This is a genomic window from Pirellulales bacterium (genome assembly GCA_019636345.1).
GTDB lineage: Bacteria > Planctomycetota > Planctomycetia > Pirellulales > Lacipirellulaceae.
In genome coordinates, this window is sequence record JAHBXQ010000002.1 from 783,455 (window position 1) to 805,779 (window position 22,325).

Genomic DNA, 22,325 nt, shown 5'->3' on the forward strand with positions numbered 1-22,325 from the left:
GTCGGGAGAGAGAATATCAAGGATGTCGATTTGCCCGTTGATTGTACAATTGAAGCGAAAAATGAGAAACGTCAGTCTTGTAGCGTGAACACCCCTAGTGCTTCTAGGAACAGGTCGATTTTGTTCATGAGAATGCGTTTTCAATCCCTCGTCCTGGGGCTCGGCGGCGTCGGCTCGGCTGCGCTTTGGCGGTTGGCCCAGCGAGGAATATCGGTCGTGGGGATCGACCGCTTTGCGCCGCCGCATGATCGGGGGAGTTCGCACGGCAAGACGCGGATCCTGCGACAGGCGTATTTTGAACACCCCGACTACGTGCCGCTGGCCCGCGCAAGTTACCGCTTGTGGGACGAACTCGAGCAAGCCGGCGGCCAGCCCCTCCGGCACAACACGGGCTTAGTGCAATTCGGCCCGGCTGACGGAGCGGTCGTGCGCGGCGTGCTGACTGCGGCGCGCGAGCATCAATTGCATGTCGAGCAGTTGGAATCGGACCAGGTACGCCGCCGCTGGCCCGGCTTCGCCGCCGACGGGCTTGCCGCGGTCTACGAGCCGGCCGCCGCGGCGCTGTTGGTCGAGCGATGCGTCGCCGCCCAGCTTACGGCTGCGCGCGCCGCCGGTGCTGAGATCATCATGAACGCCGAGGTCCTCGGCTGGTCCTTGGGGTCGCCGCTCGTCGTGAACACGACTGTCGGCACGTTCAGCGCCGATCGACTGGTGGTCGCCGCCGGGCCGTGGGCCGGTCCGCTCTTGGCCGAGACGAACGTTTCCGTTCAGGTGCGGCGCAAGGTGGTCGCGTGGTACGGCGCCGCCGAACAGTTGCACGCCGCGGCCGGCTATCCCTGCTTTTTGTTCGAACTGCCGACGGGGGTCTTTTACGGTTTCCCGGCCTTCGACGATCAAGGGGCCAAGGTCGGCGAACATTCAGGGGGGGACGACGTTGCCGACCCGCTCGACGTCGATCGCAGTCTCCGCGTCGCCGATGCCGAGCCGCTCGACGAATTCGTCCGCGCGCGCCTTCCCGGCGTGCATGGCGCGCGAAGCGGCCACTCGGTCTGCATGTACACGATGTCGCCGGACGAACACTTCCTCGTCGACGCCTTGCCGAGCGACCCGCGGATCGTGTTTGCCGCGGGGCTCTCCGGACACGGATTCAAGTTTGCGCCGGCGCTCGGCGAGGCGCTCGCCGAGTTGGCCCTCGACGGGGGGAGTCGTCTGCCGATCGAGTTCTTGTCGCTCCGCCGCTTCGCCGCTGCGCAGTGAGGGCGCCTTGGCCGACCGCTGCACCCGTCGGTACCGCGAGACTCGCGAACACCCGCGAACCATTGGCCCTGGCGAAGGTTCGATTCGAGTCCAGCCGTCCGCACGTGGCACTGGCTGGCGTCCCCCGGCGCTCCTTCTCTTGCCCGGCAAGATCCGTCCTGCGCGCCGCTGCGCGAGGTTCGCGGTCGATCGTGGAACGCGAAGGTCTCACGGACTCGAGATCTGACCTTGCGCGTCGAAGGCGACGTTCTGCGCGACGCGAAGGAAGTTCTTCAGGTTGCGGCGATTAAGCGATCTATTCTGCGCAGCGCCGTCGCGAAATCGCGCCGCGACCGCCAGGGCGTGGCGACCGCCGCTTGTGCAGGTGGTACGATTTAGTCCGAATTGCGTTGCGCCCGCCTAAACGCAACCAATTCCGTCCTCGCCTCTTGGGCCGCCATCGGTTCGGGCGAATTGGGTTTCAGGTGGTGGAAATGCACACAGTCGTCTTGCTCGGCGCCGGAAAGATCGGCCGGATGATCGCCCGGTTTCTGGTCGATTCGGGAGACTACCGCGTTCGCGTCGCGGACAACGATCCTGCTGCGCTCGAGCGACTTGCCCGCGGGCTGGCCGTCGAACCGATCGAGTTGAACGTCGAAGACCAGACCTCGCTGGTCAAGGCGCTCGACGGGGCCGACACGGTCGTCTCGGCGCTCAGTTACTACCACAATCCCCGCGTCGCCGAGGCGGCGTTGGAGACGGGGACGAGCTATTTCGACCTGACCGAAGACGTCGAGACCACTCGTCGGGTGCGCGAGATCGCCGCGAAGGCTCGCCCCGGGCAAATCTTCATGCCGCAGTGCGGCTTGGCCCCCGGCTTCATTTCGATCGTCGCCTACCATCTGACCCGGTATTTCGAGAAGCTCGACACGGTGCGGATGCGCGTCGGCGCTCTGCCGCAGTTTCCCACCGGGTCGCTCAAGTACAACCTCACGTGGTCGACCGACGGGCTCATCAACGAATACTGCAACCCCTGCGATGCCGTGTACGCCGGTCGACGGATCGACGTGTTGCCGCTCGAGGGGCTCGAAAACTTCTCGCTCGACGGCGTCCGTTACGAGGCGTTCAACACCAGCGGCGGGCTGGGAACCTTGTGCGAGACGCTCGAGAAGTCGGTCCGCGAATTGAACTACAAAACGATCCGTTATCAGGGGCATCGCGATCAGATGGTGCTGCTGGTCAACGAACTTCAACTCGGCGAAAGGCGGGATCTGCTCAAGGAAATCCTCGAGCAGGCCGTGCCAATTACCTTCCAGGACGTCGTCGTCACGTTCACCACCGTCACCGGCTGGCGCAACGGCCAACTGGTCCAGGTGACCGACGCCCGTAAGATTTACCACGAGCTCATCGGCGACGAGAATTGGAGCGCCATCCAGATTACGACCGCCGCGGGCATCTGCGCCGTCGTCGACTTGCACGCAGCGGGGCGCTTGCCAAGCCAGGGTTTCGTCCGTCAAGAAGAGGTTGGGTTCGAGGAGTTTCTCGCCAACCGGTTCGGCAAGCGTTACGACGCGGCTAGCGCCACCCGCTTCAGCACCGGCGCGGGCACGATGCCGATCCGGCCGTTTCAACCGAGGTGAGCTTGGAGAGTCGCGGGTTCGAAGCAGGACAAGGCAAACAATCTCGCAAAACGAGGGCGCTCACGCCCTCCGCTCCCCAAGCTGACGTGACGGCGACGCCGCGACTCCCCCAGCACAATCCGCGGTTCCTCCGTTCCCGAGCGTCGCCCGCCGGTCAACCAGTCAGTCTCTTGAGGTGTCGGCATGAGCAGCGAGGCAACCGAGGTCTTGAAGCGATTAGGCATGCCGGGCGAGCCCGCGGCGATCGCCATCGGGGGACGGTGGGAGGTCGGCCGCGGCGAGTCGCTCGCAGTCCGCTCGCCAATCGATGGCGCCCCGCTCGCAACGCTCCCCGCCGCGACCTCGGAGCAAACCGCCGCTGCGATCGCCAAGGCCGCTGAGGCGTTTCGCGCGTGGCGCGTCGTCCCCGCCCCGGTGCGCGGCGAGTTCGTCCGCCGCTTCGGCGAGCAGCTTCGCCGGCATAAGTCCGACCTTGCCGCGCTGGTCGCCCTCGAAGCGGGCAAGATCGCGACCGAGGCCCTTGGCGAAGTTCAGGAGATGATCGACGTTTGCGACTTTGCCGTGGGGCTCAGTCGCCAACTGTACGGCAAGACGATCGCCAGCGAACGACCCGGCCATCGGCTCGCCGAGCAGTGGCTCCCCTTGGGGCCGGTCGGCGTCATCTCCGCGTTCAACTTCCCCGTGGCCGTTTGGGCGTGGAACGCCGCGATTGCGTGGGTCTGCGGCGATCCGGTCGTTTGGAAACCCTCGGAAAAGACCCCGCTCACCGCGGTTGCCTGCCAGGCGCTCGTCGCCAAAACGCTCGCCGAATCGCCCGAAATCCCGGCGGGCGTATCGTGCTTGGTCGTCGGCGGCGCCGACGTGGGACGGATGCTCGCCGAGTCGCCGCAATTGCCGCTGGTGTCCGCAACGGGATCGACGCGCATGGGTCGCGCCGTCGCCGAGGCAGTCGCCCGTCGCCTGGGGCGGTCGCTGTTGGAACTCGGCGGCAACAACGGGATGATCGTCGCTCCCTCGGCCGATCTGGAACTGGCGATCCGCTCGATTGTGTTCGCCGCGGTTGGCACGTGCGGCCAGCGTTGCACGTCGCTGCGGCGATTGATCGTGCACGAGTCGCTCGCCGATTCGCTTCGCGATCGTCTGCTGGCTGCGTACTCGCGGTTGCCGATCGGCGACCCGCGGCAGGCGGGGGTGCTCGTCGGTCCGCTGGTCGATGAAGCGGCGTACGAAGGGATGCGCTCTGCCCTCGCCGCGGCGAAAGAGCAGGGGGGAGTCGTCCACGGCGGCGAGCGGGTCCGCGCCGGGGTCCCCGCGGGGGGGTGCTACGTGCAACCCGCGATCGTCGAGATCGACCCCGCGGCGCCGATCGTCCAGCAGGAAACCTTCGCCCCGATTCTGTACCTGCTGCGATACCGCGACTTTTCCGCGGCCATCGAGATGCACAACGCGGTGCCGCAGGGGCTCGCTTCGGCGATCCTGACCGCCGACGTCCGCGAGGCGGAGCAGTTCTGCGGTCCGGCCGGCTCGGACTGCGGCATCGTCAACGTGAACACCAGCCCCAGCGGCGCCGAGATCGGCGGCGCGTTCGGCGGAGAGAAGGAAACCGGCGGCGGTCGCGAGTCGGGCAGCGACTCGTGGAAGCAATACATGCGCCGGGCCACGAACACGGTCAACTATTCGACCGACCTGCCGCTGGCGCAGGGGATTAAGTTCGACGTGTGAGCGGCGGCTGCGTGAATCGCCGAGCCGCGTGAACCGCCAAGAGCGCCAAGGGTCGAATGCAACAGTCCGTAGCGATGACTTGCATCGTGCTCGTCGTGGTTCAAATTCTCTTGGCGGCGTGTTCAGCAGTCGTTGCTATCCCAGCCAATTGCGCCGTTTCGTCGTAGTTGCGAATGGCCGTCGTGGCGCCGAGCGCCGTGACGCAGCAGGCGCCGGCGGCGGCCGCGAGACGGCCGGCGTCAGCCAACGGCAGGCCCCGCAAGAGCCCCGCGAGCAAGCCCCCCAGAAAGCAATCTCCCGCGCCCGTCGTGTCGACGATCGGCCCCGGGGGCTTCACGGCAGAGATGCGTCGGAGCGCGCCGGGGGCTGGACTTAACAAGGCCCCTTCCGCCCCGAGCTTGACGCCGACGATTCCTGCGGCGCCGGCGTCGCGAAACGCGGCGATCATCTTGGCAGGATCTGACGTCCCTGTCTGGTGCGCCGCCTCGGCGCGACTTGGCACGTACAGGTCGACGTGCGGCAGGATCGCCCGCAGCGGTTCCCAATCCCCCCCGTCCCCCGCGGCGTCGAGCGCCGTGACGCAGCCCGTTGCACGGATCGCGGCCAGCACCGCGGGCAAGTCGGGGAGCAAGTTCGGCAGCAGCGGGTAGTACCCCAGCAGCATCGCCCGGCTGGCGGCGAACAACTCAAGCCGCTCCAGAAACGCCCGCTGGTCGAGCCGCTTCGGCGCCCCGACCGCATGGAGGAAGCTCCGTTCGCCCCGCTCGTCGATCAGCACGGCGCTGGTGCTGGACGGACTGCCGGAGAGAGTCGCGAGGCCGCGGCAGTCGATGCCCTCGGCCTCGTAGCGCGAGCGGATCACTGCGGCCCACTCGTCGTCGCCCAGATAGGTCATCGCGGCGGTCCGCATGCCAAGCCGGGCGAGCGTGATGCCGGCGTTCGAGACGATGCCGCCGGTCCTCAGCGCAAGCGGTTCCGTGCGGACCAGCGTACCCGTCCCAATCGGCCGCGAGAGATCGACAGGCCGCACGAGCACGTCGACGACGCATGAGCCGCAGACGACGCAGTCGAACTGCCGGTCAGCTTGGGAAGCGAACGTGAGGCTCATGGGGCGAGCGAATACGCCTCCCGCTCGAACGGGTTGTCGTGGTACGGATCGCCTCCCCGCAGCCAGATCCACGCCGAGCAGGCGAAGTACGCCGGCACGAACAGCGGCCCCCACCGCTCGTACTGCCGCACATGGACCAGTTCATGCTTGCGGCAAACGTCGAGGGCCGCGGGCGACTGCCCCAGCACCGTATGCCCCAGCGCCATCGCAACGGGCTCGATGCACGGCATCCGACGCAACAACCACGTCACCGCCCCGCCGTGAAACTCGATCACCCCGGAACGTACCTGGGCCCGACCGCCGGTCGCCAGTCCCAAGAGTCCCAGGGACGCCCCCGCCAAGGACCATGGCGAAGCCCAGAGAATCCGAATCACGGAAGACATCATCGGCGCCGCGGCAAAAAAAACTACAAATAGTCCTGATACGGGCGTTGTCCTGCAGTCGGCCGGCTGAAAGCCAACGTCAACCAGCACCGCAAAAAAATCGAACGCGGAGACGACTTGTAAGCCGGGTTCTGTGGTCGGGTTTGCACGCGACCGGCGATCATTCATCTAGGACGACGGTTGCCCGCCGCCTCGAGCGGCCTACCCGGGAGTCGTGGCGAATCGGACCGATTCTGCTCCCTGCTTGGCCTTGCGCCGGATGGGGTTTACCGAGCCAGGCGAGTCGCCCCGCCTGCTGGTGCGCTCTTACCGCACCGTTTCACCCTTACCGAGGGAGCGGGCGGGAGGAGCTCGAGGCGATTAGCTCCAAGCTCCCCTGGCCCGCTCCCCCGGCGGTCTGTTTTCTGTGGCACTTTCCCTGGCCTCGCGGCCGGTGGGCGTTACCCACCATCCTGTCCTGCGGCGCCCGGACTTTCCTCCCGCGATGCGTTGCCGCACCGCCGGCGATCGCCCCGTCGTCTCCGCGTTCGAGTAGGCATTGTACGCGGACCGCCGTCGGCAGTCGAACCTCAGGCCTCGGCCCGATTTGCACGAGCATTCGGCAGCGATTCCGCGACGGATCTCACGCAGAGTCGCAGGGAGCAGGAAATCGGATTCGAGGCGAGAGACGGCGACCTGGACGGCTTTCTGGGCCTGCTGGTCGGTTCAATTCGCACCGTACCGTTTTCCCTGCCACGAGTCGCGCCGGGCGAATTCGGCGTCGAGTTCGCGGCGCACGCCCCCCTTGTCGAGACACCAGGCCGGGCCGACGAAATAGTCGGGCGGGGCATCGCCGCTGATCCGCTCGACGACCATCTCCGGGGGAAGCAGTTCCAGCACGTCGACGACCGTCCGCACGTAGTCGTCGCGTTCCATGAGCGTCACCTCGCCCGCAGCGACCTGCTCGGCCAGCTTCGTGTTCTTGACGCAGTACAGATTGTGGAGCTTCACCGCGTCCACCCGCAGCCGAGCCAACTCGCGAGCCGTGGCGAGCATGTCTTCGTGCGATTCGCCCGGCAGCCCCAACATGACGTGGGCGCAGATCTCGAACCCCCGGTCGCGGCTTCGCTCGACCGCGTCGACGAACGACGCATGGTCGTGCCCCCGGTTCATCCACTCCAGCGAGCGGTTGTGCATCGTCTGCATCCCGTACTCGACTGACAGATATCGGCCGGCGGCGAACTCGGCCAGCAGATCGAGCACCTCGTCCGGGACGCAGTCGCTGCGGGTGCCGATCGCCAGTCCCACGACCTGGGGATGGGTCAGGGCCTCGGCATAGACCCGCCGCAACTTGTCCAGCGGGCCGTAGGTATTCGTGGCGGGCTGGAAGTAGGCGAGAAATTGGCGGCAATCGGCGTACCGGACCCGCATTCGGGCGATGCTCTGGTCGATTTGCCCCAAAATCCCGGCCCGGGGGAGCCGCCGGCTGGGGCTAAAACTTCGATTGTCGCAGAACGTGCAGCCCCCCACGGCCACCGTGCCGTCGACGTTCGGGCAGGTGAACCCGGCGTCGACGCTCACTTTTTGCACGCGGCCGCGAAACCGCTGCCGGAGAAAGTGGTTGTAGGAATAGAACCGCAGCCCCGCGACGCGCCACGAAGGGACCGAATCGGGGGGCGTAACCGGTTTGGTTGACTGCACTTGGGTCACTTCGTAGAGTGGTAGGTGGCCAGCGTCGAGAGCCCGGCCGGGCAGCCGCGACTCGACAGGGGGCGCCCTGACGCAACCTTGCCGCGCCCTGCGCGGCGTCGTATCCATCTTGGGGCCTGACGCGCGACTTGCAAGAGTGGAACCTCTATGTACGGCGAACTCATTCCCGTGGGCGGCGGCGATCCGATCCCCTTGCTGAAGAAGCAACTGTTGATCGGCCGCCGCGAAAGCTGTGACATCGTCCTCCGTTTTGCCAACGTCTCGGCCCACCACTGCCAGTTGTACATCAACGGCGGGTACTGGTATGTGCGCGACATGAACAGTCGCAACGGGGTCAAGGTCAACGGCGTACGGGTCACCGAGAAACGGATTGACCCGGGCGACCAGTTTGCCGTCGCCAAGCACAAATACGAGATGATGTATTCGCCGTCCGATCTCGGCGCCGTCGGCCCGCCGCCGGCCGACGATCTGCCGGCCGAAATCATGAACGAGTCGCTCCTGTCGCGGGCCGGGCTGCAGTCGAGCAAGGCCTCGCCCGAGGATCGTCGCAGCCAGCGTCAGCAAGGGAGCCGCTACGACGTGCTGAACGACGGCGCCGGCCAGATCAAATTGCCGGACCGCCCGGTTTGACCGCGGCGTGCCGCAGGATGCGATCATGAGCGGCAAGAAACGCAAGGTTCGCGCCGATTTCCGCAAGAACCGTGCTGTCCGTCCGCGCGACAAAACGTGGTCGCAGGGCGTCGACCCGCACGCCGACGAGGTGGCGGATCTTGCCACCCGGCAGAACATCTCCGGCAAGGGCGAGCTCACCCGCAAACGGACCCTCGCCGGCGCCGAGGTCCACCAGGGAGACGAAGGCGCCGAGCTCCTCCCCGGCGTGGATCGGGACCTCTGCCGGCTGGGGAGCGTGTTGCGCGTTCAGGGCTTGGTCAACCTCGTCCAGCTCGACGACGGCCAAGTCCGCAAGTGTGCGACGCGTCGCATCCTCAAGACGCTCGCGACCGACCAGCGGCACGTCGTCGTCGCGGGAGACCGCGTGTGGGTTCGTCTCGAAGGGGTCGACGAGGGGATCATCGAGCGGGTCGAACCGCGTCACGGAGTCATCGCCCGCGGCAGTCGCGGGCGGCAGCACGTCATCGCGGCCAACGTCGACCAAGTCGTGATCGTGGTGAGCGTCGCCGAGCCGGCGCTCAAGCCGCATCTCGTCGACCGGTATCTTGTCGCGGCCGAGCGGCATCGCGTCGAGCCGATCATCTGTCTCAACAAGGTCGACCTTGTCGACCGGGCCGACCTGCAGCCCCTCGTGGGGGTCTTCAGCCAATACGGGTATCGCGTCGTCCAGCTCTCGGCGACCTTGGGCTGGGGGATCGAGGAGCTGCGATCGCTGCTGACGAGTCGCCAGTCGGCCATCACCGGGCAGAGCGGCGTCGGCAAGAGCAGCCTGTTGAACGCCGTCGACCCGTCGCTGAATCTGCGCGTCGGAGAGGTGAGCGCCGAAAACCAGAAGGGCCGCCACACGACGACCACCGCGGAGTTGATCCCGCTCGCCTGCGGCGGGTTCGTCGTCGACACGCCGGGGATCCGTCAGTTCCAACTGTGGGACGTCGAGCCGAAGGAGCTCGCCGGATTTTTTCGCGACCTGCGGCCTTACGTCAGCCAATGTCGCTACCCGGACTGCACGCACAATCACGAGGAACCGTGCGCCGTGAAGGATGCGGTCGCCGACGGCTACCTCGACGTGCGGCGGTACGAGAGCTATCTGCAGATGCTTGAGAACGAACCGGCGTAGAGGGGACGGGCGTGCGTCCTCTCCGGGGAGCTGACGCTCGCCGCTCCCTCACACCGGCGTAAAATCATCTCCCGGCGACAACTGCGTCGCGAATGCCGCGAGCAGATTCGCCGCTTGATCGAGGTCCTCCAGCGAGATCATCTCGACCGCGCTGTGCATGTAGCGGTTGGGGATGCTCACCAGCCCTGCGGCCACCCCGGCGCGTGAGAGTTGGATCGCGTTCGCGTCGGTCCCCGTCCCGCGCCCGCTGGCCGCCCACTGGACGTCGATCTCTTCGACCTCGGCCGCTTGGCGAAGTCGTTGCACCACGATCGGGTTCATGTTCGGCCCGCGGTAAACGACCGGCCCGCCGCCGAGTTTGAGGTCCCCCTCCTGGGTCTTGTCGATCGTCGGGCAATCGGTCGCATGGGTCACGTCGATGGCGATCCCGACGTGCGGATCGACGCCGTAGGCGCTCGTGTGAGCGCCTCGCAGACCGATCTCTTCCTGCACCGTCGCGACCGCGGTGAGCGAGACGTCGAGTCCCTTCTTCTTGGCTCGTCGCAACGCTTCGAACGCGACCCACAGACCGGTCTTGTCGTCCATGCCGGGCGAGTTGGCGAACCCGTTGCGCATCTCCTGATAGCCGAGTTGCAACGTCACCGGGTCGCCGATCCGCACCGCCTCGGCCGCCTCGGCCTTGTTCATGGCCCCGATGTCGAGCCACAGTTCCTTGGACTTCACGACCTGTTTGCGCTCGGTCTCGTCGAGCAAGTGGATTGCTTTGCGGGCGATCACCGCGGGAATCGGTCCCCCCTCCGCGTGGATCGTCATCCGCTGGCCGATGAGCTGCTGCGGGTCCCAGCCGCCGATCGTGTTGGTGTAGATGAACCCCTCGTCGCTGATGAAGCTGACGATCAGCCCGATCTGGTCGGCATGGCCCGCGTACATCACTCGCAGCGGGGCGCCGGGGTTGCAGGTCGCGATCACGTTGCCGTGCAGGTCGGTCCGCACTTCGTCGGCGAACTTCTCGGCGTATTTGCGCACAATCCGCTGCACGGGCTCTTCGTATCCCGAGGGGCTCGGCGTTTCGAGGATTTGCTGAAAGAACTTCTTCGCGGAGGGATCCATAGGGCGTTTGTCGTCCGTGGTCGATTGTCGGGGGAAGGAGGAATGGCGGAAGGCGCAGCAGGGAGGGGAAGCGATAGGCAGCCGTTTGAAGCGAGTCGATCAACAACAACAACAACCTCCTACCGGCCGTCGCCTACCGACTCCTCCCCCAGCATGACCTCCGGCGGGGGCCACTCGCCCAGTTCCAGGACGTTGCCGTCCGGGTCGCGGAAAAATGCTTGGCGATAGCCGTAGTCGGGGAGGACGCGCTCGACGAATTCGACTCCGTGGGCCCGCAACTGGGCGATCGCTTGGTCGTAGTCGGGCGTCTCGAGCGCCAGGTGGTGCGTACGCGTGTTGATCGGCCCGGTCGGCGGCCGATGACCCTCGTCGTGAATCAGGTGGATCATCAAACCCGCCTCGGGGCGCCACAGCCAACTGCCGCGAAACGAAAAGCCCGGTCGCTCCGTTTCGCGAAATCCCAGCGTCTCAACGTAAAACCGCGCGCCGGCGACCGGATCGGCCGTCGGCAAGGCGACATGATTCACGCGGCCAGGAGCGAGCGGGGCAGGGGGCACGGCAAGACGCTTGGCGAGGCGGGGAGTGGGCGGGGCGACGACGCGGTGCGGCGAAGCACGTCGCCGCTCGGGCGCCGCTAGCATATGACAGCGACGGAGCCAATTTTAGCGATTCCATGGATTCTCGCGACCCGGGTCGACGATGATCACCACGGGACTGCGCCGCTCGCCAGGGGGGCGACGACGCCAAATCCCGCGATTCGGGGGGGAATCTCATGCATCAACGGCTGCTCGCCGCGTTGTGGGGCTGTTCGCTCGTCGCTTGCGGGCTGGGGTGCGCCGCAACCCGCTCCGATTGCTGCGGCAGCGGCGATTGCGCCGCCGGCCGCAATGGCCGCTCCTTCGCCGGAATGAAATACGAGGCCTGCTGCGAACAATGCGGCGGCGGCTTCGGCTTCGGCGGATGTACGTCGGGCTGCTGCGGCAGCAGTTGCGATTCCTGCACGGACGCCTGCTGCGACGAGCCCTGCGACGCATGCGCCGGCGGAGAATGCGATCGCTGCGCCGGCGACGGCTGCGCTTGCCGCTGTCGCGACAAGAAATTCCTGGGACTCTTCTCCGGCAAGTGGGCCCGAGCGCTGTGCGGATGCAGCGGATGCAGCGGCTGCGGCGAGCTCTACTGGTGCGAGTGGCAGAACGATCCCCCGGCGTGCTGCGAACCGTGCGATTGCCACGGCAACTACCTCGGCCCCGGCGACGCCGGGTACTGTCGCGCTCCCAACGCCGTACCCGAATTGGCGGCGATTCCGGATCCGAGCGAACCGAGCACGCGGTAACCGCGTCTGCCGACGAGCCCGGCCTAGACGCCGAACAGTCGCCGGGCGTTGGCCGTCGTCGCGGCGGCGAGCTCTTCCAGCGAGATCCCCCGGACCTCCGCCAGCAGCCGTGCCGTGTGGACGACATGGGCCGGTTCGTTGCGCCGCACCTTGCGTACCGGTTCCGGCGACAAGTAAGGGCTGTCGGTCTCGACGAGCAGCCGATCGAGCGGGACCCGAGCCGCGACGTCGCGCAAAGGTTGCGATTTCTTGTACGTGACCATCCCCGCGAAGCTCAGGTCGAGCCCCAGCGCCAGGCATTCCGCGGCCATCGGCCAGTCGCCGGTGAAGCTGTGCATCACCCCTCGCAACGGGCCGCAGTTCGCGGCTTCGCGGAGCATCGCCAGGACGTCCGCCTCGCAGTCGCGCATGTGGACGATGAACGGCAGACGCGTCTGCTGAGACAGCCGCAGGTGGCGGTCGAAGTAGTCCTGCTGCAGCGCAAACGGGGCGTCGTCCCAGTAGCGGTCGAGCCCCGTCTCGCCGAGGGCGACGACTCCCGGCGCCGACGACAGCCGCACGATTGCGTCCCAGTCGCCATGTCCCGCCTCGTGGACGTAGTTTGGCTGGATGCCGACCGCCGCGTGAACATGCGGAGAATTTGCAGCCAGAGCGACGCACTTTTCGCTCGTCGCAACCGTGGTTCCCACGGCCAGAGTGTCCGTCACTCCCGCGGCAACAGCCCGCGCGACAACCTCGTCGCGATCGGCGTCGAACTCATCCTGATCGAGGTGAGCGTGGGTGTCGAAGAGCATGGCAGGGAAAAGGACTTGCCGCTGGCAATTGGTCGCCGACGACTGGCCAGCGGTTGAAGATCAAGCGAACCAATCGCCGGCAACGCACGCCAATCGCCGCTCACGGAGCGCCTCTCTCGCGTCAGCCCGCCGCCCCCGCGGCGGTCGCATGCAGCTCGCGGAGGGTCTCCAGATGCCCCTTGGCCATGCCGAGGGCTTCCTCGGCGATCGCCTTGCCTGCGGGCGCCGTTTGCAGGCGCTCCACCAGAGCGGCGATCGCGGCGACGTCCTGCTCCTGATAGGCGACCGCGGCGTTGATGAGAAAGTCGATCCCCAGGTCGTGCATGTCGGTGAATTCCATCGGGAATTCACCTTGCCGGGGGAGGTAGCCGGCGTCGTTGACCATGTCGCTCACCCGACGAGCAATCGAATCCTGATCCGTCGCCACCGCGACGAGCGTCTCCAGCACCTCCTCGCGCCCTGGGGGGACGTACGGACGCGACCAGCGCAGGTATTGTGGGAACGACTTGAGCTGGATCGCCAGCAGGCGGTTGAGCAGGTTGACGATTTCAGGTTTCATGCCGTCGAACGAAGTCGTGATGCGGCGCCGCACGCGAGGCGGCCGGGCGTGGATTGCCGACTAACCGAACAGGCCTGCCGTCGCTTGCTGCGCCCACTCGGCGACCCGATTCGGGAGGATCCCCAGCACGAGCACGGGCAGCGACAGGGCCAACACGTAGGCGACCGGGAAGAAGCCGAGTTCGACCGGTCGACTGGAGTCGGGGGGACTGTCAATGCAGACCGTCTTGGCGACCCGCAGGTAGTACACCAGCGAGATCGCCGTGTTCACGCCCGCGGCGACCAGCATGAAGATCATCAACGGGCCCCCCGCCTCGACCAGCGACTGGAAGATGCGGAACTTGCCGATAAACCCGGCCATCGGCGGGATGCCGACCAAGCTTACCAGGATGCCCGTCAGGCAAACGGCGACCAACGGACTGCGGCCGATCAGGCCGGCGTAATCTTCGATCTCTTCGCTCTGCATCGAGTTCCGCAGGAACGCGACGATTGCGAACGCCCCCAAGTTCATGAACAGGTAGAACGCGGCGTAGAGCAACAGCGACGACACCGCAGTCCCTGCCGCCGCTTGATCGCGGCCGACCAGCGCCACCGCCGCAGCGGCCGGCATCATCATGTAGCCGGCGTGAGCGATCGTCGAATAGGCGAACATCCGCTTGATGTTCTTCTGCCCGTACGCGGCCAAGTTGCCGAACGTGCACGTGACGACCGAGGCGATCCCCACGAGGTGAACGAAAAAGCTGCGGGCCGGGGACAACGGGCCGGCATCGACGGCCGGAACTTCGTCAGCCGCCGCTGCGGCGTCGGAGGCAAATCGCGCCGGCACGCGTCCGCCGGCGTCGGTCGCCGCGAGCGTCGCGGCGGTGCGGGGGATGTTCGCCTCCGTCGGATTTGTCTCGCCGGGGATATGGCCGAAGCCCAAGCCCACGCGGACCAGCAGCGCCAGCGCGGCCGCCTTCGACGCGACCGACAGGAATCCGTCGACCTCGGCCGAGGCGCCCTCGAACACGTCGGGGCACCAGAAATGGAACGGCACTGCCGACAGCTTGAACGCCAGTCCCACCCCCAGCATCATTCCTCCCAAGGCCAGGACGAGCACTTGCACGTAACCGTCACCGGAGGCGAGCTTGCCGGCGATGTCATACTCGGCAAGTTGCCGAGCCATGGTCGGCAGATGGGCTGACCCCAGGATTCCAGCCAGCAGGCTCACGCCGTACAGCATAATGCCCGCCGTGCCGGCGCCGTAGACGGCGTACTTCAGGGCCGCCTCGCTGCTCCGCCGTCGGCCTTTCACGACGCCGGCCAGAACGTAGGATGGCACGCTGGCCATCTCGATCCCCATGAACAGCATCAGCAGGTGATTGGCCGAGGCCATCAGGCACATGCCCACGAGCGAGCCGAACACGAGGCAATAGAAGTCCTGCCCGTCCTGCCTGTCGGCAATGCCCGTCAGCCGGGCGAGGATCACGAACAGGACGCCGAAAGCCATGAGGAACAGCCGAACGTACGCGGTCACCGCGTCGTAGACGAGCATCCCCGTGAACAGCTCTTGCCGCTCGATGGCGCCCCACTCGGCCAACCCTTCCTGCGGGATCGCCGCCCACAGCGCGGCCAGCGACCCGACGAGCGCCAGGGGGAACGCCGGAATGCGATTCAGTCCTGGAATCAACCGCGTCGCCAGCAGGACGACGATCGCGACGCACAGCGTCAACTCCGGCCGAAACAGCGGCAGGCTCGTCTCGACCGCGTCGTTGACCAGGGCGTTGATGATCGATTGCAGAGTCAAAGCAGGCGGCGAGGGTTAAGGTTCAACGGAAAGGAAAACAAACAAGGTCGCACCAAGCGCCCCTACTGCAGTCGCCCGCCCGCAGACGCCATCTGATCTCCGTCGCTTCCCAGCGCCTGATTGACCGTGGCGCGGTTGGCGTCGAAGTCTTCGGTCCAGCGAGCAAGTTGATCGATTTGGGCGTCGACCGACGGCTGCATGTAGCGGAACAACGCATTGGGATACACGCCGAGCAGCACGGCCAGCGCCACCAACGGAGCCGCGATGGACAGCTCGCGCGAGGTGATCGGAGTCAGCGCTTCGCCGTGCGGGCCCTTGTACTCGGCGCCGAGATAGACCCGTTGAATGGCCCACAGGATATAGCCGGCGGTCAGGATCACGACCGCGGCCGAGATGATCGCCAGGACGTAGCTGTACTTCCAAACGCTCAGCACGACCAGCACTTCGCCGATGAATCCGCACAGCCCCGGCAAGCCGAGACCCGCGAAGAAGATCGCCACCGACAGACCGCTGTAGACCGGCATCTTGGCGAACAGCCCGCCGAACTCGTTGAGGTTGCGGTGATGGACCCGGTCGTAGATCACGCCGACCATAAAGAACATGCCGGCCGAACTGATGCCGTGGGCGATCATCTGGAACATGGCGCCGTTGACGCCCATCTTCCAGTAGTCCGCGGCGTAGCTGACGGCGCCGCTGTCAGAGGTCCATGTGGCGCCGAGGCTCCAGACGCCGAACCCCAGCACGACGTAGCCCATGTGGCTGACCGAGCTGTACGCGACCATCCGCTTGAAGTCGTTTTGAGCCAACGCGGCGAAGGCGCCCCAGACCATGCTCACCACGCCGATCAGGCAGACGACGTAGGCGAGGTCGTACCCGGCCTGCGGGCAGATCGGGTAGCAGATTCGCAAAATGCCGTAGCCGCCCATTTTCAGCAGCACGCCGGCCAGGATCATCGAGATCGGGGTCGGGGCCTCGACGTGGGCGTCGGGCAACCACGTGTGGAGCGGGACGCTGGGGACTTTGATCGCAAACCCGATGAACAGCAGCACGAACGACCACCACTGCAGCGTCTTGCCGAGCCACATCTCGCCGTCGAACAGGTCGGTATGCTGCCCCATTTGCTGCAAGGCGAGGATGTTGAAGGTGTGGACCCCCTTCTTCTGGCCGGGATCGGTTTCCGCCTTGGCGGCCTTCACCGCGACGGCCAGCGGGTCCTCGCTTGCCAGCCATTTGTCGTGCGCAGCCTGAATCTCGCCTCCCTCGGCCCCGGCCGCCGCGGGGACGATCCCCGCCGCCGCCAACTGCTCGGGCGTCAGCCGCGACAGATCGCTGTGGAAATACAGCATCAGAATCGCGATCAGCATCAGCACGCTGCCGACGAGCGTGTAGAGAAAGAATTTGATCGCCGCGTACTCGCGCCGCGGCCCGCCCCAGACGCCGATGAGAAAGTACATCGGCAGCAGCATGACTTCCCAGAACACGTAGAACAGGAAGAAGTCGAGCGCCATGAACACGCCCAGCATGCCGGTTTCCAACAGCAGAAACAGGATGCAGTACGCCTTCACGTGCTTCTTGATCGGCCAACTGGCGCCCATGGCGAGCACCGACAAAAACGCCGTCAGCACGACCAGCGGGAAGCTGATCCCGTCGAGTCCCATCAAATACTGGATGCCGAACGAGGGGATCCACGGCAGGGCGAACATCTCCTGCATCTCGGCAGCTCCGGCCTCGAACTTCACGCTGTTCGGGCCGGTGCGGAACAGGCCCAGCGTCAAAAGCAACGTGAAGATCGTCACCCCCAACGAGGTGAACTTGATCGCCTCGTCGTTCTCGCGCGGAAAAAACGCGATCGCCAGCGCCGCCAACGCGGGCAGGAACACGAGGAAGCTGAGGTAAAGGGCGGGGTCGCTGAAAGACATGGTGACGCGACGATCCTTAACGGGCGTGATGCGAAATGACGGTGCTGGCGTTGCGCACTTCAGCGGACGGAACGGGGGTCGACGCGGCGCCCCCGCGGGCGACGATCAGGAACGAGACCGCCAGATACAACAGCCAAGTTCCCATGACGATGAACAACACGTACTGCCGCACCTTGCCGGTCTGCAGCCGCTTGAGCAACAAGCCGATGTCCCACGTGCGGTTGGCGATCGCGTTGGCCGTGCCGTCGACGACGGTCTGGTCGAACACGTGGCCGACGATCTTCGAAGCGCCCTTGGCGGTCGCGGCCGTGCCATGAATCAGGCCGTCGATCGCCGAGCGATCGAACTTCGCCGCAAGGTTCGACACGAGCATGACCGGCTTCACGAAGATCGCGTCGTACAACTCGTCGAACCACCACTTGTTCCACAGGAACTTGTAAAGCGGCTTGAACGAGTCGCGAATCTCCGCCGGGTTGAGCAGACGCCAGAGGTACAGGATCGTCGCCCCAAGCACGCCGAGCGCCGCGGCGCTGAACGCGAGCATTCCCGCCTTGAACTTGATCTCGCGAGTATGGCTGAGCGCCTCCGCGGGGACGTCGAGCGCGGCGAACAACTCGCCGCTGCCGCCCGCGGCCGTGCCGATCGGTTGGGCCTGTTCCAGCAGGCTGGTCACGCTCAGATTGGTTCCCGGCACGGCCCAGCCGACGCCGATTGCGAATACGGCGAGCACGACCAGCGGCATCGTCATCACCCGCGGCGATTCGTGGGCGTGATCGTACCGATGATGATCGCGCGGCTCGCCGGCGAACGTCATGTACCACAGCCGGAACATGTAAAACGCCGTGATCGCGGCGCCCGCCGCAGGGGCGAACAGCAGGATCGACAGCAGCGGATGGCTGCGGTTGGCGCCGGCGAAGCTCCACGCTTGCTCGATGATCGCGTCTTTCGAGTAGTAGCCCGACAGGCCGAACGCAGTTGTCGGAACGCCGGCCCCGATGATCGCCAGGCAGCCCACGAGCATCGTGAAAGCCGTAACCGGCATTTTCTTTCGCAGGCCCCCCATGAACGTCATGTCGTTCGTGTGGACGGCGTGAATTACTGAGCCCGAGCAGAGGAACAACAGGCTCTTGAAAAACGCGTGCGTGATCAGGTGGAACATCCCCGCGGACCAGCCGCCGATGCCCAAGGCGAGCATCATGTATCCCAGTTGGCTGACCGTGGAGTAGGCCAGCACCCGCTTGATGTCTGTCGCAGTGATGGCGATCGTCGCGGCGATGAACAGCGTGATGCAACCAACCACGGCGATCACCAGCAGCGCTTCCGGCGAGAAGACCGGGTAAAACCGGCCCACGAGGTAGACCCCCGCGGCGACCATCGTCGCCGAGTGGACCAAGGCCGACACAGGCGTCGGCCCCTCCATCGCGTCGGGCAGCCATACGTGCAGGGGGAATTGAGCGCTCTTGCCGACGCAACCGCAGAAGATCCCCACGCCCGCGATGAGCAGCAGCCAGTGGCCCGCCTTGTTCGGCTTCTCGTCCGATCCGGGGCCGACGATTCGTCGTCCCTCGGCCTCCATCGATTCGGTGGGTTCGAGGGCGTACTCGTTGTCCTCGGACCGCACAAGGCTGAAGATCCCCTGCTCGACGACCTCGCCCTCTTTGTTCTTGAGGTCGCCGAAGGCGAAGGTTCCCAGGCTCGACCACAGGGCCATCATGCCGATCAGCATGCCGAAGTCGCCGATGCGGTTCACGATGAACGCCTTGTTGGCGGCGTTGCAGGCGCTTTGGCGTTCGATGTAGAAGCCGATCAGGAAATAGGAGCAGATGCCCACCAGTTCCCAGAACACGAACGCCATCGCCACGTTGCCGGCGATGACGATCCCCAGCATGCTGAAACAGAACAGCGACAGGTACTGAAAGAAGCGATAGAACCGCCCCTTGCGATGCAGATGCCCGCCGCTGGCGAGCGTCACTTCGTGGTCGACGTAGTCCTCGTGCAACTCGTCATGCATGTAGCCGATCGCGTAGAAATGGACGCACGAGGCGATCAGCGTCACGACGCAGAACATCGCCACGGTCAGCGAGTCGATGTAATAGCTGACGTCGAGCTTCAGCTTGCCGAAGGTCGCGAGATTGTAGAAGACGCCCGTTTCGTACGGCGGAGCCGGGTTAGGCTTCAGATGAGCGTGGTCGTCGTGCTCGCCGGCGCCGTGCGATTCGGCTGCGAGGCGGAACGGCGACGGCCCGGGATGGTCCGCCGGCGTACTCGCTAATCGAACTGGCGCCGACTCGGCGGGGGCTGAGGCGTGGTGCGGTTCCGGCAGCTTCCTGTTCGGCAGCCACACGCCGAACAGGGCGACGAAGCTCAGCACGCTGCTCGTCACGATCGCGGCGGTCGCCAATTTGCCGGCGCCCTCGCCGTGGCGGCCCATCCGCTTCCCGAAAAACAGGATCAGCACGAACGAGGCCAACGGCAGCAGCCAGGCGGTCGCCAGCAGATTGGGAAGGACTTCAATATCCATTGATCTCGACGCAGCAGCGAGCGGGACGACAGGGCCCCGGTCTCCCCGGCGATCAACCTTGCAGTTGGTCGGCCCGGTCGACGTCGACCGAGTCGTGGTTGTTGTAAAAATTCAGCACGATCGCCAGCGCCACGGCCGCCTCGGCCGCGGCCAGCACGATGACGAACAGGGCCATCAACGGCCCGTCGAGCCCCAACCCCGTTCCGTCGCCGCGGAGAAACCGGCTCCCCAGGGCGATGAAGTTCAAATTGGCGCCGTTGAGCACCAGCTCGATCCCCATCAGCACTCCCAGGGCGTTTCGCTTGAGCGCCATGCACAGCGCTCCGCACACGAACAGCACCGCCCCGACGGCCATGTAGTGGGCGACCCCGACGGGCTGGGTCAGCAAATTGGCAAGAGGCAGGTCCATAGCGAACAAAGCGAATTGAGGGGGCGGGCGGGGCGAGCAGCGGCGACGAGCGCCGGCTATCCCAGGGCGGCCTCGGGGGTGCGCCGCTTGGCCCGGGCCAGATAGGCTGCGCCGATCAGCACGACCAATAGGTGGACCGAAACGATCTCAAACGGCAGCACGTAGGACGACATCCCGGCTCGCAGCGTTTCGTCCGGCTGGTCAAGTTGGTCGACCCGGCCGTTGGTCAGCGCCACGCCGATCGGCGTGGCGGTCGGTTGCACGGCGACCGCCTCGGCCGCGGCGCGGTCGAGCGGCTTCCACTCGGGGACGCTGAACGCGGCGATCAGCAGCACAGCCAGCAGCGCCCCCCCCGCGAGCAATCCGACGACCCAATCGCCGGCCATCGTCTTCATCTCGACGAACTGCTGCTGAGAGGTCAGCATCACGCCGAAAATCAGCAGCACCAGCGTGCCGCCGACGTAAATCATCAGTTGCATGGCGCCGACGAAGTCCTCCCCGGCCAGGAAGAACAGCCCCGCCGTGCTCGCCAGCGACAGCACCAAGTAAAACGCCATCCGCACGACGTTTCGCGAGAACACGACCGCCAGCGCAAAACCGCACGCCAGGATCGCGAACAGCAGAAACAAGAAGGTCGGCCAGTAGATTCCGTCGCCCACGGTCACTTGCCTCCCTGGAATTGAAGGGCCAGGGCCGCGGCGCCCGTCGGCGTCGCGACGATTTGGTCGGCCGAGTCGTCCTGCGATTCGGCCTCGTCAGCCGCTGCCTGCTGGCCGCGATGCCAGCCTTCGCTAATCTCCGCAGTGACGCTGGGAGCGGCGAGCAGGCCGAAGAAGCACCGATCGGGAAGCGACCATTGCCAAGCCACGGCTCCGACGAACATCATCGCCGCGAGCGGCGTGCAGTACTTCAAGCAGGTCGTCATCACTTGGTCGATCCGCAACCGCGGCAGCGTCCAGCGAATCCACATCATCACGCACACGCCGACGACCGCCTTGCCAATTACGTTCGCCGTCCCGAGCACCGCGCCCAGATACCACGCCAGATTGCCGTTTTCCGCGGTCAGCCCCAATATCTGGGCGACCGGCACGGGCCCGTGCCACCCGCCGAGGAACAAGATCGAGGCCAGCAGGCTCACCGAGAACATCGACCCGTACTCGGCCATGAAGAAGAAGCTCCAGCGGAGCCCCGAATATTCGGTGTGGAACCCGGCCACGAGCTCGCTTTCCGCCTCGGCCAAGTCGAAGGGGGCGCGGTTCACGCTGGCGGTGGCGCAGGTGAAGTAGACCCAGAAGATGAGGAACGTTGCGGGGTCGTGAAAGAGGTGCCAGTTCGTGAACCAGCCCTGCTGCATGTCGCCGATGACCACCAGATCCATCGAACCGGCGATCAGCACCGGCACGACTGCGCAAAGTCCTAGCGGAACTTCGTAGCTGACCACCTGGGCCGCCTCGCGCATCGCCCCGAACAGCGACCACTTGGACGCCGAGGAATAGCCGGCCAGAATGACGCCGAACACCTCGAGCCCCAACACGGCCAACACGAAAAACACCCCGGCGTTGACGTGCTGGACGATGAACGGGTATTCGCCCCCGGCGAACGGAATCGCCAGAAATGCCGCGATTGAGGCGCAGAAGCTGACGTACGGGGCGACGCGAAACAGCATGCCGTCGGCGCCCGCCGGCATGAGGTCTTCCTTGGTCAGCAGCTTTAGCCCGTCGGCCAGGGTCTGCAGCCACCCGAACTTGCCGCCGACGCGGGTCGGGCCAAGGCGGTCCTGGATGCGGCCGGAGATCTTCCGCTCCAGCCAAATGAAGACCAGCGCCCCGACGGCGACCAAATTGATGATCAGCCCGACGTGGACGAGCCCGGCGATGGCGTAGGCCAACCAGACGGGCAACTGAAAATACTGGGCGAGAAACTCAGCCACGTGTCGTTTTTCCGTGACGGGCGGCAGGCTCGCGGCAAGGGGCGAGCGAAATCCTCAAGACCTTGACGCAGCGACACTTAGCGCTTGTGCAGGCGCCGCCACGGAAGATCGTGAAATATTGCACGAAGTCGGCTCGCACAACAAGCCCCCCAAACGCCGTTTTTTCCCCTCCGACGAGCCGCCCGAGACGAATTCTGCGCGTCCTGCACCCCCGCACGGCAAATTTGATTGTGTTGCTGCGCTTTGCGAGTTAGATTGCGCCGAGGTGCCGCCGACGCGACCGCCGACTGTGCTCCCGGCCATCGCGTCATGCTGTTTCAGTCTTTCTTTTCTGTCGCGGAGTCTGGTCAAGCAGTTCGCACCCCCGGCTGGACGCGTTCGGCGGGTTTGCGATCGGG

Annotated in this window: 20 protein-coding genes and 1 other RNA gene; 7 read left to right on the forward strand and 14 right to left on the reverse strand. The window is 65.7% G+C overall.

Features of this window, described 5'->3' with window-relative positions:
• Nucleotides 1-126 precede the first annotated feature (126 nt).
• From solA to KF688_06970, 4 genes are all read left to right on the forward strand, one after another.
• Nucleotides 127-1,257 (forward strand): N-methyl-L-tryptophan oxidase, encoded by a 1,131-nt coding sequence (solA, locus tag KF688_06955; GenBank protein MBX3425401.1) that lies wholly within the window; start codon nucleotides 127-129, stop codon nucleotides 1,255-1,257.
• A gap of 228 nt (nucleotides 1,258-1,485) precedes the next feature.
• The gene (locus tag KF688_06960) at nucleotides 1,486-1,635 is read left to right on the forward strand and encodes a hypothetical protein (GenBank protein MBX3425402.1); all 150 of its coding nucleotides are present in this window, start codon (nucleotides 1,486-1,488) and stop codon (nucleotides 1,633-1,635) included.
• A 95-nt stretch (nucleotides 1,636-1,730) separates the two neighbouring features.
• Nucleotides 1,731-2,876, forward strand: a complete 1,146-nt coding sequence (locus KF688_06965) for a saccharopine dehydrogenase NADP-binding domain-containing protein (protein MBX3425403.1) — start codon at nucleotides 1,731-1,733, stop codon at nucleotides 2,874-2,876.
• Between the two features lie 183 nt (nucleotides 2,877-3,059).
• On the forward strand, nucleotides 3,060-4,598 hold the full coding sequence (locus KF688_06970; protein MBX3425404.1) for an aldehyde dehydrogenase family protein: 1,539 nt from the start codon (nucleotides 3,060-3,062) through the stop codon (nucleotides 4,596-4,598).
• Nucleotides 4,599-4,698: 100 nt separating this feature from the next.
• On the opposite strand, the gene KF688_06975 is transcribed toward KF688_06970, so the two are convergent.
• From KF688_06975 to KF688_06990, 4 genes are all read right to left on the reverse strand, one after another.
• Nucleotides 4,699-5,706, reverse strand: a complete 1,008-nt coding sequence (locus tag KF688_06975) for a carbohydrate kinase family protein (GenBank protein ID MBX3425405.1) — start codon at nucleotides 5,704-5,706, stop codon at nucleotides 4,699-4,701.
• Nucleotides 5,703-6,089, reverse strand: coding sequence for a hypothetical protein (locus tag KF688_06980; protein MBX3425406.1), 387 nt, complete (start codon nucleotides 6,087-6,089; stop codon nucleotides 5,703-5,705). The genes KF688_06975 and KF688_06980 overlap by 4 nt, the downstream gene beginning before the upstream one ends.
• A gap of 104 nt (nucleotides 6,090-6,193) precedes the next feature.
• An RNA gene (rnpB, locus tag KF688_06985) (RNase P RNA component class A) lies at nucleotides 6,194-6,612 on the reverse strand.
• 182 nt (nucleotides 6,613-6,794) lie between these two features.
• On the reverse strand, nucleotides 6,795-7,886 hold the full coding sequence (locus KF688_06990) for a TIGR01212 family radical SAM protein (protein MBX3425407.1): 1,092 nt from the start codon (nucleotides 7,884-7,886) through the stop codon (nucleotides 6,795-6,797).
• 39 nt (nucleotides 7,887-7,925) lie between these two features.
• Here KF688_06990 and KF688_06995 point away from each other — a divergent pair, with 39 nt between their 5' ends.
• Together KF688_06995 and rsgA are read left to right on the forward strand one after the other, a co-directional pair.
• Nucleotides 7,926-8,408 carry an FHA domain-containing protein gene (locus KF688_06995; GenBank protein MBX3425408.1) on the forward strand — a complete coding sequence of 161 codons (483 nt, stop codon included), beginning with the start codon at nucleotides 7,926-7,928 and terminating at the stop codon, nucleotides 8,406-8,408.
• 25 nt (nucleotides 8,409-8,433) lie between these two features.
• Entirely contained in the window at nucleotides 8,434-9,567 is a 1,134-nt protein-coding gene (gene rsgA / locus KF688_07000) for a ribosome small subunit-dependent GTPase A (GenBank protein MBX3425409.1), read from the forward strand.
• Nucleotides 9,568-9,615: 48 nt separating this feature from the next.
• On the opposite strand, the gene KF688_07005 is transcribed toward rsgA, so the two are convergent.
• Nucleotides 9,616-10,677 carry a M42 family metallopeptidase gene (locus KF688_07005; protein ID MBX3425410.1) on the reverse strand — a complete coding sequence of 354 codons (1,062 nt, stop codon included), beginning with the start codon at nucleotides 10,675-10,677 and terminating at the stop codon, nucleotides 9,616-9,618.
• A 119-nt stretch (nucleotides 10,678-10,796) separates the two neighbouring features.
• Nucleotides 10,797-11,234: a VOC family protein gene (locus tag KF688_07010; GenBank protein ID MBX3425411.1), complete on the reverse strand. Its 438-nt coding sequence runs from the start codon at nucleotides 11,232-11,234 to the stop codon at nucleotides 10,797-10,799.
• A gap of 215 nt (nucleotides 11,235-11,449) precedes the next feature.
• On the opposite strand from KF688_07010, the gene KF688_07015 reads away from it, so the two are divergent.
• Entirely contained in the window at nucleotides 11,450-12,010 is a 561-nt protein-coding gene (locus KF688_07015) for a hypothetical protein (GenBank protein MBX3425412.1), read from the forward strand.
• A gap of 23 nt (nucleotides 12,011-12,033) precedes the next feature.
• Here the strand turns inward: KF688_07015 and KF688_07020 are convergent, their stop codons facing one another.
• The 8 genes from KF688_07020 to KF688_07055 form a co-directional block, all read right to left on the reverse strand.
• Nucleotides 12,034-12,804, reverse strand: a complete 771-nt coding sequence (locus KF688_07020; GenBank protein ID MBX3425413.1) for a TatD family hydrolase — start codon at nucleotides 12,802-12,804, stop codon at nucleotides 12,034-12,036.
• A 121-nt stretch (nucleotides 12,805-12,925) separates the two neighbouring features.
• Nucleotides 12,926-13,363 carry a hypothetical protein gene (locus KF688_07025; protein ID MBX3425414.1) on the reverse strand — a complete coding sequence of 146 codons (438 nt, stop codon included), beginning with the start codon at nucleotides 13,361-13,363 and terminating at the stop codon, nucleotides 12,926-12,928.
• 60 nt (nucleotides 13,364-13,423) lie between these two features.
• Nucleotides 13,424-15,148, reverse strand: coding sequence for an NADH-quinone oxidoreductase subunit N (locus KF688_07030; GenBank protein ID MBX3425415.1), 1,725 nt, complete (start codon nucleotides 15,146-15,148; stop codon nucleotides 13,424-13,426).
• Between the two features lie 62 nt (nucleotides 15,149-15,210).
• The gene (locus KF688_07035; protein MBX3425416.1) at nucleotides 15,211-17,067 is read right to left on the reverse strand and encodes an NADH-quinone oxidoreductase subunit M; all 1,857 of its coding nucleotides are present in this window, start codon (nucleotides 17,065-17,067) and stop codon (nucleotides 15,211-15,213) included.
• Nucleotides 17,068-17,083: 16 nt separating this feature from the next.
• The gene (nuoL, locus tag KF688_07040; protein MBX3425417.1) at nucleotides 17,084-19,588 is read right to left on the reverse strand and encodes an NADH-quinone oxidoreductase subunit L; all 2,505 of its coding nucleotides are present in this window, start codon (nucleotides 19,586-19,588) and stop codon (nucleotides 17,084-17,086) included.
• A gap of 52 nt (nucleotides 19,589-19,640) precedes the next feature.
• Nucleotides 19,641-19,997, reverse strand: a complete 357-nt coding sequence (gene nuoK / locus KF688_07045; GenBank protein ID MBX3425418.1) for an NADH-quinone oxidoreductase subunit NuoK — start codon at nucleotides 19,995-19,997, stop codon at nucleotides 19,641-19,643.
• A 56-nt stretch (nucleotides 19,998-20,053) separates the two neighbouring features.
• On the reverse strand, nucleotides 20,054-20,656 hold the full coding sequence (locus KF688_07050; protein MBX3425419.1) for an NADH-quinone oxidoreductase subunit J: 603 nt from the start codon (nucleotides 20,654-20,656) through the stop codon (nucleotides 20,054-20,056).
• Between the two features lie 2 nt (nucleotides 20,657-20,658).
• Nucleotides 20,659-21,927, reverse strand: coding sequence for an NADH-quinone oxidoreductase subunit H (locus tag KF688_07055; protein MBX3425420.1), 1,269 nt, complete (start codon nucleotides 21,925-21,927; stop codon nucleotides 20,659-20,661).
• Between the last annotated feature and the right edge of the window lie 398 nt (nucleotides 21,928-22,325).

Bases quoted from the DNA above. Each gene is read 5' to 3' on its own strand.
- solA (MBX3425401.1), top strand. From the start codon at position 127: ATGAGAATGCGTTTTCAATCCCTCGTCCTGGGGCTCGGCGGCGTCGGC.
- KF688_06965 (MBX3425403.1), top strand. From the start codon at position 1,731: ATGCACACAGTCGTCTTGCTCGGCGCCGGAAAGATCGGCCGGATGATC.
- KF688_06970 (MBX3425404.1), top strand. From the start codon at position 3,060: ATGAGCAGCGAGGCAACCGAGGTCTTGAAGCGATTAGGCATGCCGGGC.
- KF688_06975 (MBX3425405.1), bottom strand. From the start codon at position 5,706: ATGAGCCTCACGTTCGCTTCCCAAGCTGACCGGCAGTTCGACTGCGTC.
- KF688_06980 (MBX3425406.1), bottom strand. From the start codon at position 6,089: ATGTCTTCCGTGATTCGGATTCTCTGGGCTTCGCCATGGTCCTTGGCG.
- KF688_06990 (MBX3425407.1), bottom strand. From the start codon at position 7,886: ATGGATACGACGCCGCGCAGGGCGCGGCAAGGTTGCGTCAGGGCGCCC.
- KF688_06995 (MBX3425408.1), top strand. From the start codon at position 7,926: ATGTACGGCGAACTCATTCCCGTGGGCGGCGGCGATCCGATCCCCTTG.
- rsgA (MBX3425409.1), top strand. From the start codon at position 8,434: ATGAGCGGCAAGAAACGCAAGGTTCGCGCCGATTTCCGCAAGAACCGT.
- KF688_07005 (MBX3425410.1), bottom strand. From the start codon at position 10,677: ATGGATCCCTCCGCGAAGAAGTTCTTTCAGCAAATCCTCGAAACGCCG.
- KF688_07015 (MBX3425412.1), top strand. From the start codon at position 11,450: ATGCATCAACGGCTGCTCGCCGCGTTGTGGGGCTGTTCGCTCGTCGCT.
- KF688_07020 (MBX3425413.1), bottom strand. From the start codon at position 12,804: ATGCTCTTCGACACCCACGCTCACCTCGATCAGGATGAGTTCGACGCC.
- KF688_07025 (MBX3425414.1), bottom strand. From the start codon at position 13,363: ATGAAACCTGAAATCGTCAACCTGCTCAACCGCCTGCTGGCGATCCAG.
- KF688_07035 (MBX3425416.1), bottom strand. From the start codon at position 17,067: ATGTCTTTCAGCGACCCCGCCCTTTACCTCAGCTTCCTCGTGTTCCTG.
- nuoL (MBX3425417.1), bottom strand. From the start codon at position 19,588: ATGGATATTGAAGTCCTTCCCAATCTGCTGGCGACCGCCTGGCTGCTG.
- nuoK (MBX3425418.1), bottom strand. From the start codon at position 19,997: ATGGACCTGCCTCTTGCCAATTTGCTGACCCAGCCCGTCGGGGTCGCC.